The organism is Pseudomonas sp. MEJ086, from assembly GCF_030209025.1.
GTDB classification, from domain to species: Bacteria; Pseudomonadota; Gammaproteobacteria; order Pseudomonadales; family Pseudomonadaceae; genus Aquipseudomonas; species Aquipseudomonas fulva_A.
The window spans coordinates 38948-51732 of the sequence record NZ_JARVSV010000016.1 but is presented as its reverse complement, the minus strand read 5'-3'; the positions used below and the strand labels follow the sequence as shown (position 1 = coordinate 51732).

Below are 12785 nucleotides of genomic sequence, written 5' to 3'. Positions count from 1 at the left end.
GTAGCCGCGCCTGAGCGCGGTGGAAAGGTCGAGTGATTCAGGGGGCGAAAGGCGGCGCTTCGGCGAGTTCGATGAGCAGCGGGCGGTCATCCGGTGCCTCGCGCAGCAGGGCTTGCAGGTGCGCGTGGTCGCGGGCACGCTCGGCCAGGCAACCGAAACCGCGGGCGATGGTCAGGAAGTCCGGGGTGTAGATGTCCACACCCAGCGGGGTGATGTCGCGGCGTTCCATGTAGCGCTTGATCTCGCCATAGCCCTGGTTGTTCCACAGCAGCACGACGATGCCGACCCGCGCCTCCACGGCGCTGGCCAGCTCCGGCAGGGTGAACTGGATACCGCCGTCGCCCATCAGGCTGATCACCGGGCGCGTCGGTTCGGCCAGCCTGGCGCCAATCGCCGCCGGCAGGCCGTAGCCCAGGGTGCCGTAGCCGGTGGAGGCATTGAACCAGCGCCGCGGGCCGTCCAGTTCGACCAGGTGATTGCCGCTGTACACGGTTTGCGTCGAGTCGCCAACGAAGCGCGCCGTTGGCAATACCTCGAGGATGCAATCGAACAGGCGGCGATAGTGGGCCCAGCCGCTGAATTCCTCGGCCAGTTGCTGGCGAACCGCGCTGGCCCGCTTGGCCCCGCTGCCTTGCACTTCCCCGGCGCGGTGTGGCAGTTCGCTCAGCAGTGCCTCGATGGCCAGGCCCGCGTCACTGTGAATCGCCAGCGCTGGCTGCTGGTTGCGGGTCAGTTGGTCGGCGTCGATGTCGATACGGATCAGCTCGCCGCCGATGCGGAAGTTGCCGTCGAACACCACGTCGTAATCGGTCTCGCCCAGCTCGGTGCCGATGGCCAGTACCACGTCGGCGTTCAGTGCCAGTTGGCGTACCGGCGGCAGCGACTGGTTGCTGCCCAGCAGCAGTGGGTGTTCGGCAGGCAGCAGGCCCTTGGCGTTGATGGTCAGTGCGGTGGGAGCATCCAGCGCCTCGGCCAGCTGGCGTACCGCCTCGGGCTGCGCCACGCAGCCTCCGCCGATCAGCAGCAGCGGGCTTTGCGCCTGGCGCAAACGCTGTGCAGCCTGCGCGATCAGCGCGGGTGGCGGGGCGGGGCGTGAAGCGATCAGCCGGGGTTGCACGTTCAGGTGGTCGGCTGGCGCGGTGATCACGTCCAGGGGCAATTCGATGTGTACCGGCCGTGGGCGCTGGCCATCGAACACCGCGAAGGCACGGGCCAGCACATCGGGCAATTCCTCGACGCTCATCAGGGTATGACTGAACGCCGCGACTCCGGCCACCAGCGCGCGCTGGTTCGGCAACTCGTGCAGGTAGCCGTTGCCCCGGCCGAGGCGCTCGCGCTCGTTGACGCTGGAGATCACCAGCATGGGGATGGAGTCGGCATAGGCCTGGCCCATGGCGGTGGCGATGTTGGTCATGCCCGGCCCGGTGATGATGAAGCACACACCGGGCTTGCCGCTCACCCGTGCATAGCCGTCGGCCATGAAGCCGGCGCCCTGTTCGTGGCGCGGGGTGACGTGGCGGATGCCGCTGTCCGGCAGGCCGCGATAGAGCTCGACGGTGTGCACGCCGGGAATGCCGAACACGGTGTCGACGCCCCAGGCCTGCAGTTGCTTGACGAGGAATTCCCCACAGGTGGTCATGGCAGTTTCCTTTTAGTGGATGTTGACGTGCCGGCGGCTGCGAGCCGGCACGCTGGCATGCAGCCGATGGCAGGCCTCAGGCGATGCGCGTGGCTCGCGTCTGAGGCCGGGTCAGCAGGCTGCCCACCACGAAGGCGAGCAGGCCGATGCTCAGGCTGTAGTAGATCGGCGTATTGGCTTCCAGGCCATCGCGGAACATGAACAGCAGTGCCGTGCCGCAGCCCAGCGCCATGCTGGCGATCGCGCCGGTGGTGGTGGCGCGTTTCCAGTAGATGGCGCCGAGCATGGGAATCAGAATGCCGCCGACCAGCAGGTTGTAGGCCAGGGTCAGGGCGCCGATCACGTCGCTGACGATCAGTGCGATGACCAGCACCACCAGCCCGGTGAGAAAGGTGAAGGTGCGCGCCATGCCCAGGCTGGACGGGCGACCGCCACGCAGCTTGGGCAGCAGGTCTTCGGTCACCGTGGTGGAGGCGGCGAGCAGACCGGCGCTGGCGGTGGACATCATCGCGGCCAGCGCGGCGGCGATCACCAGGCCGCGAATGCCATCGGGCAAAGCGCTCTGCACGATCGAGGCGAAGGCGTTGTTGGCGTTGGCCAGGTCGGGCAGCAGGACCTTGGCGCACATGCCGATCAGCGCACCGACCAGGCCATAGATCACGCAGTACACGCCGGCCAGGCTGCCGGCCACCCGGGCCACGCCCTCGCTGCGCGCGGTGAACACGCGCTGCCAGATGTCCTGGCCAATGAGGATGCCGAAGAAGTAGATCAGGAAGTAGGTGAGGATGGTGTCGTAGCCGATGGTGGTCAGGCTGAAGGCGGTGTCCGGCAGTTTCGCCACCAGTGCGTCCCAGCCGCCGACCCGGTACAGGCAGATCGGCAGCAGTACGAACATCAGGCCGACCGTCTTGATCACGAACTGGACGATGTCGGTGAGGGTCAGCGACCACATGCCGCCGATGCTCGAGTAGATCACCACCACGCCACCGGAAAGCAGGATGGCGACCCAGAAGGGCAGGTCGAACAACACCTGCAGCACGGTGCCGCTGGCCAGGGTGGAGACCACGGCGATCATCAGCGCATAGGCGAACATCACCACCGCACTGGCCTGCCGCGCCATGGGCGTGTAGCGGCGTTCGAGAATCTGGGTGACGGTGAAGATGCGCAGCTTGAGCAGCGGCTTGGCGAGAAACAGGTTGAGCACGATGATGCCCGCACCCAGGGCGGCACACAGCCAGAACCCGGAAATGCCATGCACGTACCCCAGGCGTACGGTGCCCACGGTGGCGGCGCCGCCAAGTACCGTGGAGGCCATGGTGCCCATGTAGAAGGCCGGGCCGAGGTTGCGCCCGGCCACCAGATAATCTTCCTGATTGCGCGCTCGGCGCATGCCATACCAGCCGAGCAGCAGCATGCCGGCGGCGTAAACGATGACTACGGATATATCCAGGATCATGGTTTCGTTCTCGTTTTTCTTGGCGGTGATCCGGGCGCCTGGCGCCCGGTGTGCGAAGCGGTCGAGGGCGCGCTCAGGCGATCCCGGCATCGTTCAGGGCGGGCGCAGCGTTGCTTTTCAGGCGTATCCAGCGCGGGCCGGCGGGGCCATAGACGCTGGCCGGCTCGGGGAACAGATGGAGCAGGGCGAGGTAGAGCACGGCGGCCATGCTCAGGGTGATCGGCAGGCTGACGTCGATGCCGCCCGCCAGCTCGCCCAGGGGACCGACGAACTGGCCGGGCAGGTTGACGAAGCACAGGCCCACCGCCGCGCTGGGAATCCACGCGCCGAGGCCGCGCCAGTTCCAGCCATGCTGGAACCAGTAGCGGCCGCCACGCTCGCCACGGGTGAACACCTGCAGGTCATCGGCGTGGTAGAAGCCGCGCCGCACGATCAGGCCGAGGATCATGATCACCATCCAGGGGCTGGTGCAGGTGACGATCAGCACGGCGAAGGTCGATACGCTCTGCACCAGATTGAAGGCGAAGCGGCCGATGAAGATGAAGGCGATGGCCGCCACGCCGATCAGCAGGGTGGCGCCCGCGCGGCTCATCAGGCGCGGGAACAGGCTCGACATGTCCAGGCCGGTGCCATACAGCGCCGTGGTGCCGGTGGACATGCCGCCGATCACGGCGATCAGGCACACCGGCAGGAAGAACCAGGTCGGCGAGATGGCCAGCAGGCCGCCGACGTAATTGTTGGCTTCGATGTACTGCGGCGCCTGGCTGGCCACCAGCGTGGCGGTGCACAGGCCGAACAGGAAGGGAATCAGGGTGCCGGCCTGGGCGGCGAGCACGGCCAGCATGATGCGACGCTTGGGCGTGTGCCGCGGAATGTAACGCGACCAGTCGCCGAGAAAGGCGCCGAAGGAAACCGGGTTGCTCATGGCCAGCAGCGCGGCGCCGATGAAGGCGGCCCAGAAGCCCGGTTGTTCGAGGCTGACGGCACCGGCATAGTCCGCGTCGAAGGGCCCGGCGAAGGCGAAGAGGCCGAGCAGGAACAGCAGGCTGGATGCCCACACCGCGATCTTGTTGACCCACAGCATCAAGCGGAAACCGTAGATGCACACCACCAGCACCAGTACCGCGAACAGCCCGTAGGCCAGGCCCAGGGTCAGGTTGCTCTCGGGCAGGCCGATCAGCCGTTTGGCACCGCCGACCAGGGCATCGCCGGAACTCCATACCGACAGCGAGAAGAAGGCCACGGCGGTGAGCAGTGACAGGAAGGAGCCGACGATGCGCCCGTGCACGCCGAAATGGGCACCGGACGATACGGCGTTGTTGGTGCCGTTCAGTGCGCCGAACAGGCCCATGGGCGCGAGAATCACCGCGCCCACCGCCACGCCGAGGATGATCGCCCACACGCCAGCCTGGAACGACAGGCCGAACAGCACCGGAAAGCTGCCCAGTACCGCCGTGGCGAAGGTGTTGGCGCCGCCGAAGATCAGACGGAACAGATCGATGGGGGTGGCGCCGCGTTGATTGTCGGGAATCTGTTCGACACCGAAGGTTTCGATACGCGTCGATTGGCTCATGTGTTTCTCCAGCGCCTGTCACGATTTTTATTAGGGCGGTGTAGGGTCTGTTGACGTTTCACGCACGGCCGCGCCGGAGCCCGTTTTGCCGCGAGGCAAGGCACGAGCCGCGAGGTTTAGCGGGCTAAATGAGCCGGCGAGAAACGCCGCATCGCGGCAAAACCGGCCCGGCCCTGCGGGTTGCGCGGGAAATCTCGCCATGCGTCGTTGGAGGACTTGAAAAGGGAACACCATTCCCTGCGTCCTCCGCCTAGCCTGGCGAGATTTCTCGCGGCAACGCGGCTCGCTCTGAAACGTCAACAGACCCTAGGCACGCTGACCCCGTTATTCACCCCCGACAGTCATCGGGTGGTGGTGCATTGGCAGTGCGGCAAGGCCGCGTGGAGCCGACAGGGCTCCAAACCCGCAAGGGTGTATCCGGCACGGCGAGCTTCGGATGGCTCGCTGATGTCCGTTCGTTTTCAGCTGGCGCTTGGGGCTGACAGATGCTCGTGGCAAGCCAGCCAGCGCTCTTCTTCGCGGCGGAACACGATGGTTTCCCGTTCGCTGAGGTGCAGTTCTTCGCCGCCCACCCGCAGGTGCGTAGCGACGTCGTGGATGAAGATGGCTGCCTCACCCTGCAGGCTGACGTGGGCATTGCTGGAGCGACAACCGAGCACCGCGAAACCCTCCGCCTGCCAGCTTCGCCACAGCGTCTGATAGGCCTCACGGGACTGCAGTGGCTGTGCCAGGGTGTGGAAAACGAAGGTGGCATCCTCGCTGAAGCAGGCGAAGTAGCGCGTCGTGTCATTGCTGGCGAAGGCGTCCACCAGTTCGGCGGCGGCCGCGCGAACCTCGGCCACGCGGCTCATCGGCGCACCACGCCGGGCAGCACGCAGAGCATTTCGTAAAGCAGGTTGGCGCCGAGCAGTGCGGTATTGCCGGTGGTGTCGTAGGGCGGCGACACCTCGACCAGATCGCAGCCCACCAGGTTCAGGCCCTGGCAGCCGCGGATGATCTCCAGCGCCTGGATGGTGGTCAGCCCGCCGACTTCCGGGGTGCCGGTGCCGGGCGCCCAGGCCGGGTCGATGCCGTCGATGTCGAAAGACAGGTACACCGGGCCGCCGTCGACCTTGGCGCGGACTTCTTCCATCAGCGGCGCGAGCGATTTGTGCCAGCACTCTTCGGCCTGCACCACGTGAAAGCCCTGGCGGCGGCTCCAGTTGAAGTCGTCGGCGGTGTAGCCCTGGGCACGCAGGCCGATCTGCACCACGCGCTCGCTGTCGAGCAGGCCTTCTTCCTGGGCACGGCGGAAGGTGGTGCCGTGGGCGATCTTCTCGCCGAACATGTGATCGTTGACGTCGGCGTGGGCATCGACATGCACCAGGCCGACCTTGCCGTACTTCTTCTTCATGGCCCGCAGGATCGGCAGGGTCAGGGTGTGGTCGCCGCCGAGGGTCAGGGGGATGATGCCGCGTTCGAGCACGGCGTCGTAGTGCGCTTCGATGATGCGCACGGCGTCGAGCAGATTGAAGGTGTTGATGGCCACATCGCCGATGTCCGCCACGTTCAGGGAGTCGAAGGGCGCGGCGCCGGTAGCCATGTTGTAGGGGCGAATCATCACCGACTCGGCGCGGATCTGCCGGGGTCCGAAGCGGGTGCCGGAGCGTAGCGAGGTCCCGATATCGAGGGGGATGCCGATGAAGGCGGCGTCGAGTTTGCCAAGCTCGTCGGGCGTCTGCACGTGGGGCAGGCGCAGCATGGTGGCGATTCCGCCAAAGCGGGGCATTTCGTTGCCGCCCAGGGGTTGGTGGAGAACGTTGTCCACGGTGGCCTCACTCTTTCTTGTGGTTGTCGTGAGGCGATTCTGTTCAGGGAACGGGGTGCGACAAATCCCTGTGGGCAAATAATCAGTTCAGAGATTTCTGAACTATCGGCGGGTAGACTGGCGGCGTCGATGAACCTGCTGGAGCCTCTTCATGTCGTCCGCACTGCCCGATCTCAAGCTGCTGCGCATCTTCGCCTGTGTGGTGCGCAACCAGGGGTTCGCGGCCGCCCAGCAGGAGCTGAACCTCTCCACGTCGGCGATCAGCACCTACATGAGCCAGTTGGAAGCGCTGCTCGGCATCGTCCTCTGTCACCGGGGGCGGGGTGGTTTCAGCCTGACCAGCAAGGGCGAACTGTTCCATCAGGAAACCTTGCGGCTGCTGGCCGAGCTGGAAGGCTTCGAGCGTTATTCGGCAGCGCTCAAGGGTGAGCTGCGCGGCACCCTCAACCTCGGCGTGCTGGACTCCACCGTCAGCGACCCGGCCCTGCCGCTGGCCGAGGTGATCGGCGCCTATAGCGAGGAACACCCTGCCGTGCACCTGCACCTGGCGGTGCTCAGCCCTGCCGAACTGCAACTGGGGGTGCTGGAGAATCGTCTGGACCTGGCCATCGGCGCCTTCTCGGTACGCACCAACGGGCTGGTCTATCAGGCGCTGTACCGTGAGCAGCACTGGCTGTACTGCAGCGACCGGCATCCGCTGTACGCCCAGCGGCGGATTCCTGCTGAAGTGATCACCCAGCAGCGCATGGTTGGTCGTGGCTACTGGAGCCAGGCCGAACTGGCCCGCCACGGCTTCAAGCACAGCGCCGCAACGGTGGAGTCGATGGAAGCGCAGCTGATTCTGGTGCTCTCCGGCGCCTACATCGGCTATCTACCGGAACACCACGCGCAGCAATGGGTGGATCAGAAACGCCTGAAAGTGCTGCTGCCGACCACCTTCGGCTACCAGGCCCCCTTCACCCTGGCCCTGCGCCGCGGCCGCTCCCGCGAACCGCTGATCCAGAGCTTCCGCGACCGCCTCAAGGCCCAGCTGAACCCCGGTTAACCGCGGTGCATGAAGGGGTTAGCAGTCGTTATGGGGCGGGCGCAGCACCGTTTTGGTGGGCTGAAGCCCACCCTACGACTGGTGCTCTCCGGCGCCTACATCGGCTATCTACCGGAACACCACGCGCAGCAATGGGTGGATCAGAAACGCCTGAAAGTGCTGCTGCCGACCACCTTCGGCTACCAGGCCCCCTTCACCCTGGCCCTGCGCCGCGGTCGCTCCCGCGAACCGCTGATCCAGAGCTTCCGCGACCGCCTCAAGGCCCAGCTGAACCCCGGCTAGGCTGCCAGCACTGCAAGTCCTGTGGGAGCGGGCGGGGACGCCTGGTCCATGCCCGCTATTCGGGCGCATGGCGCCCTCCTACAAAGGCCTGCGTTCGGCCGTAGGGCGGGCCGGGCGGCGATCCGCTTCAGCCCACCCAGTTGGCCGCACTGCGAGCGTGCTCAGCGCACCAGGCAGGGCTTCTTGTTATCGAAGGTCCAGCCGCTGATCAGGTACTGCATGGCCACTGCGTCGTTGCGCGCGCCCAGGCCCATGCCCTTGTAGCACTCGTGGGCCTTGGCCACGGCGTCCATGTCCAGCTCCACGCCGAGGCCCGGCTTCTGCGGCACCTTGACCAGACCGCCTTCGATACGGAATGGCTCCTTGGTCAGGCGCTGGCCGTCCTGCCAGATCCAGTGGGTGTCGATGGCGGTGATCTTGCCCGGCGCGGCGGCAGCCACGTGGGTGAACATGGCCAGCGAGACGTCGAAGTGGTTGTTCGAGTGCGAGCCCCAGGTCAGGCCCCAGTCGTTGCACATCTGCGCCACGCGTACCGAACCCTGCATGGTCCAGAAGTGCGGGTCGGCCAGGGGAATGTCCACCGATTGCAGCTGGATCGCATGGCCCATCTGACGCCAGTCGGTGGCGATCATGTTGGTGGCGGTCGGCAGGCCAGTGGAGCGGCGGAACTCGGCCATCACCTCACGGCCCGAGTAGCCGTTCTCGGCGCCACAGGGGTCTTCGGCATAGGCGAGCACGTGATGCTGGTCGCGGCACAGGCGGATGGCCTCCTGCAGCGACCAGGCACCGTTGGGGTCGAGGGTGATGCGTGCATCGGGGAAGCGTTCGGCCAGTGCGGTGACCGCTTCGATTTCCTCATCGCCGCGCAGCACGCCGCCCTTGAGTTTGAAGTCCTTGAAGCCATAACGCTCGTAGGCGGCTTCGGCGAGGCGCACCACGCCCTGGGCGTCCAGCGCCTCTTCGTTGCGTACCTGGAACCAGGCGTTGTCGGCATCCGCTTCCTGGCGATAGGGCAGGTCGGTTTTGTTGCGGTCGCCGACGTAGAACAGGTAACCGAGCATCTCCACGGCATCACGCTGCTGGCCTTCGCCAAGCAGGGCGGCGACCGGTACTTCCAGGTGCTGGCCGAGCAGGTCGAGGAGGGCAGCCTCCACGGCGGTGACGGCGTGGATGGTGATGCGCAGGTCGAAGGTCTGCAGGCCGCGGCCGCCGGAGTCGCGGTCGGCGAAGGTCTGGCGTACCTGGCCGAGCAGTTTCTGGTACTGGCCGATGGATTGGCCGAGCAGCAGTTGGCGGGCATCTTCCAGGGTCTGGCGAATGGCTTCGCCGCCCGGCACTTCACCGACGCCGACATGTCCGGCGTTGTCGCGCAGGATCAGCAGGTTGCGGGTGAAGAAAGGGGCGTGGCCACCGCTCAGGTTGAGCAGCATGCTGTCGTGGCCGGCAACCGGGATGACCTCCAGTGAGGTGATGACCGGGGTGCCTGTGTGGATATTGTTATTGTTCATCGCTTGACTCCTGTTGCCGTCGCCGGCGTTGCGGATGGTCTGGCTGCCTTGCTGGGGCAGCGGTAACGGATCGCTTCGGGTGTCGCTGGTGGTAGAGAAGATAACGCTATCATCATAAACAGATAACGTTATCATTCAAGCGTGAATTTACAGATTGGCGGTTGCGGAAGATGCCTTTGGGGTGATTGGGGCACCTGAAAGGCTTGGCCGATGGAGGTGGTGGCGTGGGTGTGATTCGAGATGGATCGCCCGCAAGCGGGCTCCTACATGGGAACCGTGAATCGTTTTCTAGATGTGGCCTGGGTTGATACCCCGCTCCCGGCTATCGCTGCGCTCAACCCAGGCTGCGGGAAGCGGCTTCCTGTCAGCCCGTGCTTTCACGCTCGATGATCGCGAAGCCGGTATCGACGCGCGCCTCGGCACCCTGGCCGTCGAAGCGGCGCAGCAGTGCCTCGGCGACCTGGTTGCCCATCTCCGTGGCATTCACGCTGACCGTCGAGAGGGCAGGGCTGGCGAACTGGCCGTTGAGGGTATCGCCGAAGCCCAGAACGGCGAGGTCGCCAGGTACCTTCAGGCCGCGGCTGGCGGCTTCGGTGAGCACGCCGAGGGCGACGGTGTCCGAGCTGCAGAAGATGAAATCCGGCTGCTCGCCGTCATCGAGCAATGCGGCCAGACCCTTGCGGCCGACTTCCCAGGTCGCCGGCAGGGGCAAGGTCTGTACCGCCACGGCGTCGACACCCAGGGCGGTGAGGCGCTCGATCACCGCGTTGCAGCGGCGCAGCGCACGGGGATCGTCGACGCCGATCACCGCCCAGCGCCGGTAGCCCCTGGCGAAGAAGTGCTCGGCCACCGCAGCGCCGACCTGCTCATGGGAGAAGCCCACCTGCATGTCCAGGCCGTCTTCACTCAGGTCCCAGGCCTCGACAACCGGGATGCCAGCGGACGCCAGGCGCTCACGGCTGGCCTGGGTGTGGAAGGTGCCGGTCAGCACGATGCCATCCGGGCGGCGGCCGAGAATGGCGGCCAGCAGGGCTTCTTCATGCTCCGGGGTGTAGCCGCTCGGGCCGACCAAGGCGTGATAGCCGGCCTCGGCGAGACGGTCCATGATGGCCTGCACCACACTGGCGTAGATCGAGTTGGCGATGGTCGGCAGCACGATGGCCACCAGGCGACTCTTGCTGGTCGCCAGGCCGCCGGCCATCAGGTTGGGCACGTAACCCATTGCACGCACCACTTCCAGCACATGGGTGCGGGTGGCATCGCTGACCAGCTCCGGGCGCTGGATCGCCCGCGACACGGTGATCGGTGACACACCGGCCTTGAGGGCCACATCCTTGACCGTGATCGGCAGGTCGCCGAGGTCACCGCGGTCTTTGGCCAGCTCTCTGCGCGATTTTCTTGCCACGTGGTCGTCTCGGTCTTGAACGGTGGGTTGTCCGGCAGATTACGGCAGCGGCGCGGTGTTGTCGCCCGTGCGCAGCATGTACAGGCGGAACACCACCACCGTGGTGAATAGCTGAAAGAGACCGAGCAGCAGGTCCAGCAGCAGGCGCCCGGCAGGCTCCGCGGCAATATCGCCGGCCCAGAAACCAACCAGCCACGGCGGCACCATGACCAGCATCACGCAGGTCAGAATCGGCCAGAAATGGCCTTGGGTCAGTTGCAGGCTCTGATGCAGCGCCTGCAGCGGCGACACCCCGCGCAGCACCAGCAGGTAGTCGGAAAACACCAGGCGCACCATCAGCCACAACCCCGGCAGGATGAACAGCGAGGCGCCGAGCATGATCGCCAGGGTGCCGATGCCGGCCAGCAGCACGAAGCGCGGCCACAGGCTCAGGCTCATGGCGACCAGCGCGCCCCTGGCCGGCTGCTCGCCCCGGCTGCGTGCGTCGATGAAGAGGATCAGCGCGGCGCTGTACAGCGGATAGAAGAGCAGCCCGAGCAGCACATCGTAGAGCGGCACCTTGGCGGCTGTGACCAGACCTTCGAGCTGCATGCTCAGCGCGGCTTCGAGCAGCAGGAAGGGCAGGCACAGGAGAATGATCTGCAGCAGGTTTTGCCGGAAGAAGAACCAGGCGTCACGCAGGGCGTCGAGGGGATTCATGGAAAGTCGCGGCCAGAAAAATAGGCCGCCATCATACGAGGGCGTCGGTTTCTCGACCAGCCACGAGACGAGTCGTGGTCACCATCGGGGCCGCGTCTTTCGACCTGAGGGGCGCGAGACTGGCATACTGGCCACCCGTGCACCCCGCGCGAGCCCTTGTGAGGATGTCCGGTGAAGAAAATAGCCGTGTTCGCCGATGTGCAGAATCTCTATTACACCGTACGCCAGGCCTATGGCTGTCACTTCAATTACACCGCGCTGTGGGCCGAGCTGGCCGGCGGCGGCGAGATCGTCGAGGCGTACGCCTATGCCATCGACCGTGGCGATCCGAAGCAGCAGCAGTTCCAGCAGATCCTGCGCAACCTCGGCTTCACCGTGAAGCTGAAACCCTACATCCAGCGCAGTGACGGTTCGGCAAAAGGGGACTGGGACGTGGGCATCACCATCGACGTGATGGACGCGGCGGCGAACGTCGACAGCGTGGTGCTGGCCTCCGGTGACGGCGATTTCGATCTGCTGCTCGAACGCATTCGCCAACGTCATGGCGTCGAAGCCGTGGCCTACGGCGTTCCCGGGCTCACCGCGCAGTCGCTGGTGCGCGCGGCCACTCGTTATGTGCCCATCGAGGGGCATCTGTTGCTGAAACACTGAGGCTTTACGTGAAACCCATTGCTGTCATCGACTTCGAAACCACCGGCATGTCGCCGGCCCAGCAGGCCCGCGCCACCGAAATCGGCGTGGTGATCATCGAGAACGGGCAGATCACCGCGCGTTACCAGAGCCTGATGAACAGCGGTGCCTGGGTGCCGCCGTTCATCGAGCAACTGACCGGCATCAGCAATGCCATGCTGCGCAGCGCACCCCCGGCAGCCGAGGTGATGCACGAGGTCGCCGAGTTCGTCGGCGACATTCCGATGCTGGCGCACAATGCCTCCTTCGATCAGAAGTTCTGGGACGCCGAGCTGGGCCTGATCGGCCGCACGCGTGTCCAGCAGTTCGCCTGCTCGCTGTTGCTGTCGCGGCGTCTGCTGCCTGGCGCACCGAGCCACAAGCTTGGCAACCTCAATCGCTGGGCGCGCCTGCCGGACACCGGCAAGGCTCACCGGGCGCTGGCCGACGCGGAAATGGCCGCCAACCTGACGCTGCATCTGTGTCGCCTGCTGCGCGAGCAATACGGCCGCAGCGTGGTCGATCACGACTTCCTGCGTCAGTTGCAAGGCATGTCCGCAGCCAAGGTGCGTGCGCTGCTCGGTGCCCTGAGTTAACGGCCGTCGCAGTTGCCGGTCGGCTACTAATAGTTCTCATTTACTTTGCCTCGTGGCGCTCTCTATACTGCCCGCCCCCTGATGGCTGACGCCGTCGAAACATGGC

The 12785-nt window shown here is 65.7% G+C and carries 11 protein-coding genes and 1 pseudogene; 4 read left to right on the top strand and 8 right to left on the bottom strand.

What is annotated here, in order from left to right; all coding sequences use genetic code 11:
- Nucleotides 1-37 precede the first annotated feature (37 nt).
- The 5 genes from QRN22_RS10870 to speB all read right to left on the bottom strand — a co-directional run bounded on the left by QRN22_RS10870 (nucleotide 38) and on the right by speB (nucleotide 6475).
- Nucleotides 38-1639, bottom strand: coding sequence for a 5-guanidino-2-oxopentanoate decarboxylase (locus QRN22_RS10870; RefSeq protein WP_042552994.1), 1602 nt, complete (start codon nucleotides 1637-1639; stop codon nucleotides 38-40).
- Between the two features lie 76 nt (nucleotides 1640-1715).
- A complete protein-coding gene (locus QRN22_RS10865) occupies nucleotides 1716-3095 on the bottom strand; it encodes a sodium:solute symporter family protein (protein ID WP_042553039.1) in 1380 nt (459 codons plus the stop codon).
- Nucleotides 3096-3168: 73 nt separating this feature from the next.
- Complete coding sequence (locus tag QRN22_RS10860) at nucleotides 3169-4668, bottom strand: purine-cytosine permease family protein (protein ID WP_042552995.1); 1500 nt, start codon at nucleotides 4666-4668, stop codon at nucleotides 3169-3171.
- A 461-nt stretch (nucleotides 4669-5129) separates the two neighbouring features.
- Entirely contained in the window at nucleotides 5130-5519 is a 390-nt protein-coding gene (locus tag QRN22_RS10855; RefSeq protein WP_042552996.1) for a YybH family protein, read from the bottom strand.
- Nucleotides 5516-6475 (bottom strand): agmatinase, encoded by a 960-nt coding sequence (gene speB, locus QRN22_RS10850; RefSeq protein ID WP_042552997.1) that lies wholly within the window; start codon nucleotides 6473-6475, stop codon nucleotides 5516-5518. Before speB ends, QRN22_RS10855 begins: the two co-directional genes overlap by 4 nt.
- Before the next feature lie 151 nt (nucleotides 6476-6626).
- Between speB and QRN22_RS10845 the strand changes: the two genes are divergently transcribed.
- Together QRN22_RS10845 and QRN22_RS10840 are read left to right on the top strand one after the other, a co-directional pair.
- Nucleotides 6627-7520, top strand: a complete 894-nt coding sequence (locus QRN22_RS10845; protein ID WP_042552998.1) for a LysR family transcriptional regulator — start codon at nucleotides 6627-6629, stop codon at nucleotides 7518-7520.
- Nucleotides 7521-7592: 72 nt separating this feature from the next.
- Nucleotides 7593-7802: pseudogene (locus QRN22_RS10840) on the top strand (LysR substrate-binding domain-containing protein); the annotation flags it as partial.
- A gap of 161 nt (nucleotides 7803-7963) precedes the next feature.
- Here the strand turns inward: QRN22_RS10840 and gudD are convergent.
- The 3 genes from gudD to QRN22_RS10825 form a co-directional block, all read right to left on the bottom strand.
- Nucleotides 7964-9310, bottom strand: a complete 1347-nt coding sequence (gudD, locus tag QRN22_RS10835) for a glucarate dehydratase (protein ID WP_042553000.1) — start codon at nucleotides 9308-9310, stop codon at nucleotides 7964-7966.
- A gap of 364 nt (nucleotides 9311-9674) precedes the next feature.
- Nucleotides 9675-10715 carry a LacI family DNA-binding transcriptional regulator gene (locus QRN22_RS10830; protein ID WP_042553001.1) on the bottom strand — a complete coding sequence of 347 codons (1041 nt, stop codon included), beginning with the start codon at nucleotides 10713-10715 and terminating at the stop codon, nucleotides 9675-9677.
- Between the two features lie 39 nt (nucleotides 10716-10754).
- A complete protein-coding gene (locus QRN22_RS10825) occupies nucleotides 10755-11414 on the bottom strand; it encodes a YciC family protein (protein ID WP_042553002.1) in 660 nt (219 codons plus the stop codon).
- Nucleotides 11415-11585: 171 nt separating this feature from the next.
- On the opposite strand from QRN22_RS10825, the gene QRN22_RS10820 reads away from it, so the two are divergent.
- The gene (locus QRN22_RS10820) at nucleotides 11586-12065 is read left to right on the top strand and encodes an NYN domain-containing protein (protein WP_042553003.1); all 480 of its coding nucleotides are present in this window, start codon (nucleotides 11586-11588) and stop codon (nucleotides 12063-12065) included.
- An 8-nt stretch (nucleotides 12066-12073) separates the two neighbouring features.
- Nucleotides 12074-12679, top strand: coding sequence for a 3'-5' exonuclease (locus QRN22_RS10815; protein ID WP_042553004.1), 606 nt, complete (start codon nucleotides 12074-12076; stop codon nucleotides 12677-12679).
- The last annotated feature ends 106 nt before the right edge of the window (nucleotides 12680-12785 follow it).

What these genes read in the sequence shown, in the direction of transcription:
- QRN22_RS10870 (WP_042552994.1), bottom strand. Translation starts at nt 1,639, where the DNA reads ATGACCACCTGTGGGGAATTCCTCGTCAAGCAACTGCAGGCCTGGGGC.
- QRN22_RS10865 (WP_042553039.1), bottom strand. Translation starts at nt 3,095, where the DNA reads ATGATCCTGGATATATCCGTAGTCATCGTTTACGCCGCCGGCATGCTG.
- QRN22_RS10860 (WP_042552995.1), bottom strand. Translation starts at nt 4,668, where the DNA reads ATGAGCCAATCGACGCGTATCGAAACCTTCGGTGTCGAACAGATTCCC.
- QRN22_RS10855 (WP_042552996.1), bottom strand. Translation starts at nt 5,519, where the DNA reads ATGAGCCGCGTGGCCGAGGTTCGCGCGGCCGCCGCCGAACTGGTGGAC.
- QRN22_RS10845 (WP_042552998.1), top strand. Translation starts at nt 6,627, where the DNA reads ATGTCGTCCGCACTGCCCGATCTCAAGCTGCTGCGCATCTTCGCCTGT.
- gudD (WP_042553000.1), bottom strand. Translation starts at nt 9,310, where the DNA reads ATGAACAATAACAATATCCACACAGGCACCCCGGTCATCACCTCACTG.
- QRN22_RS10825 (WP_042553002.1), bottom strand. Translation starts at nt 11,414, where the DNA reads ATGAATCCCCTCGACGCCCTGCGTGACGCCTGGTTCTTCTTCCGGCAA.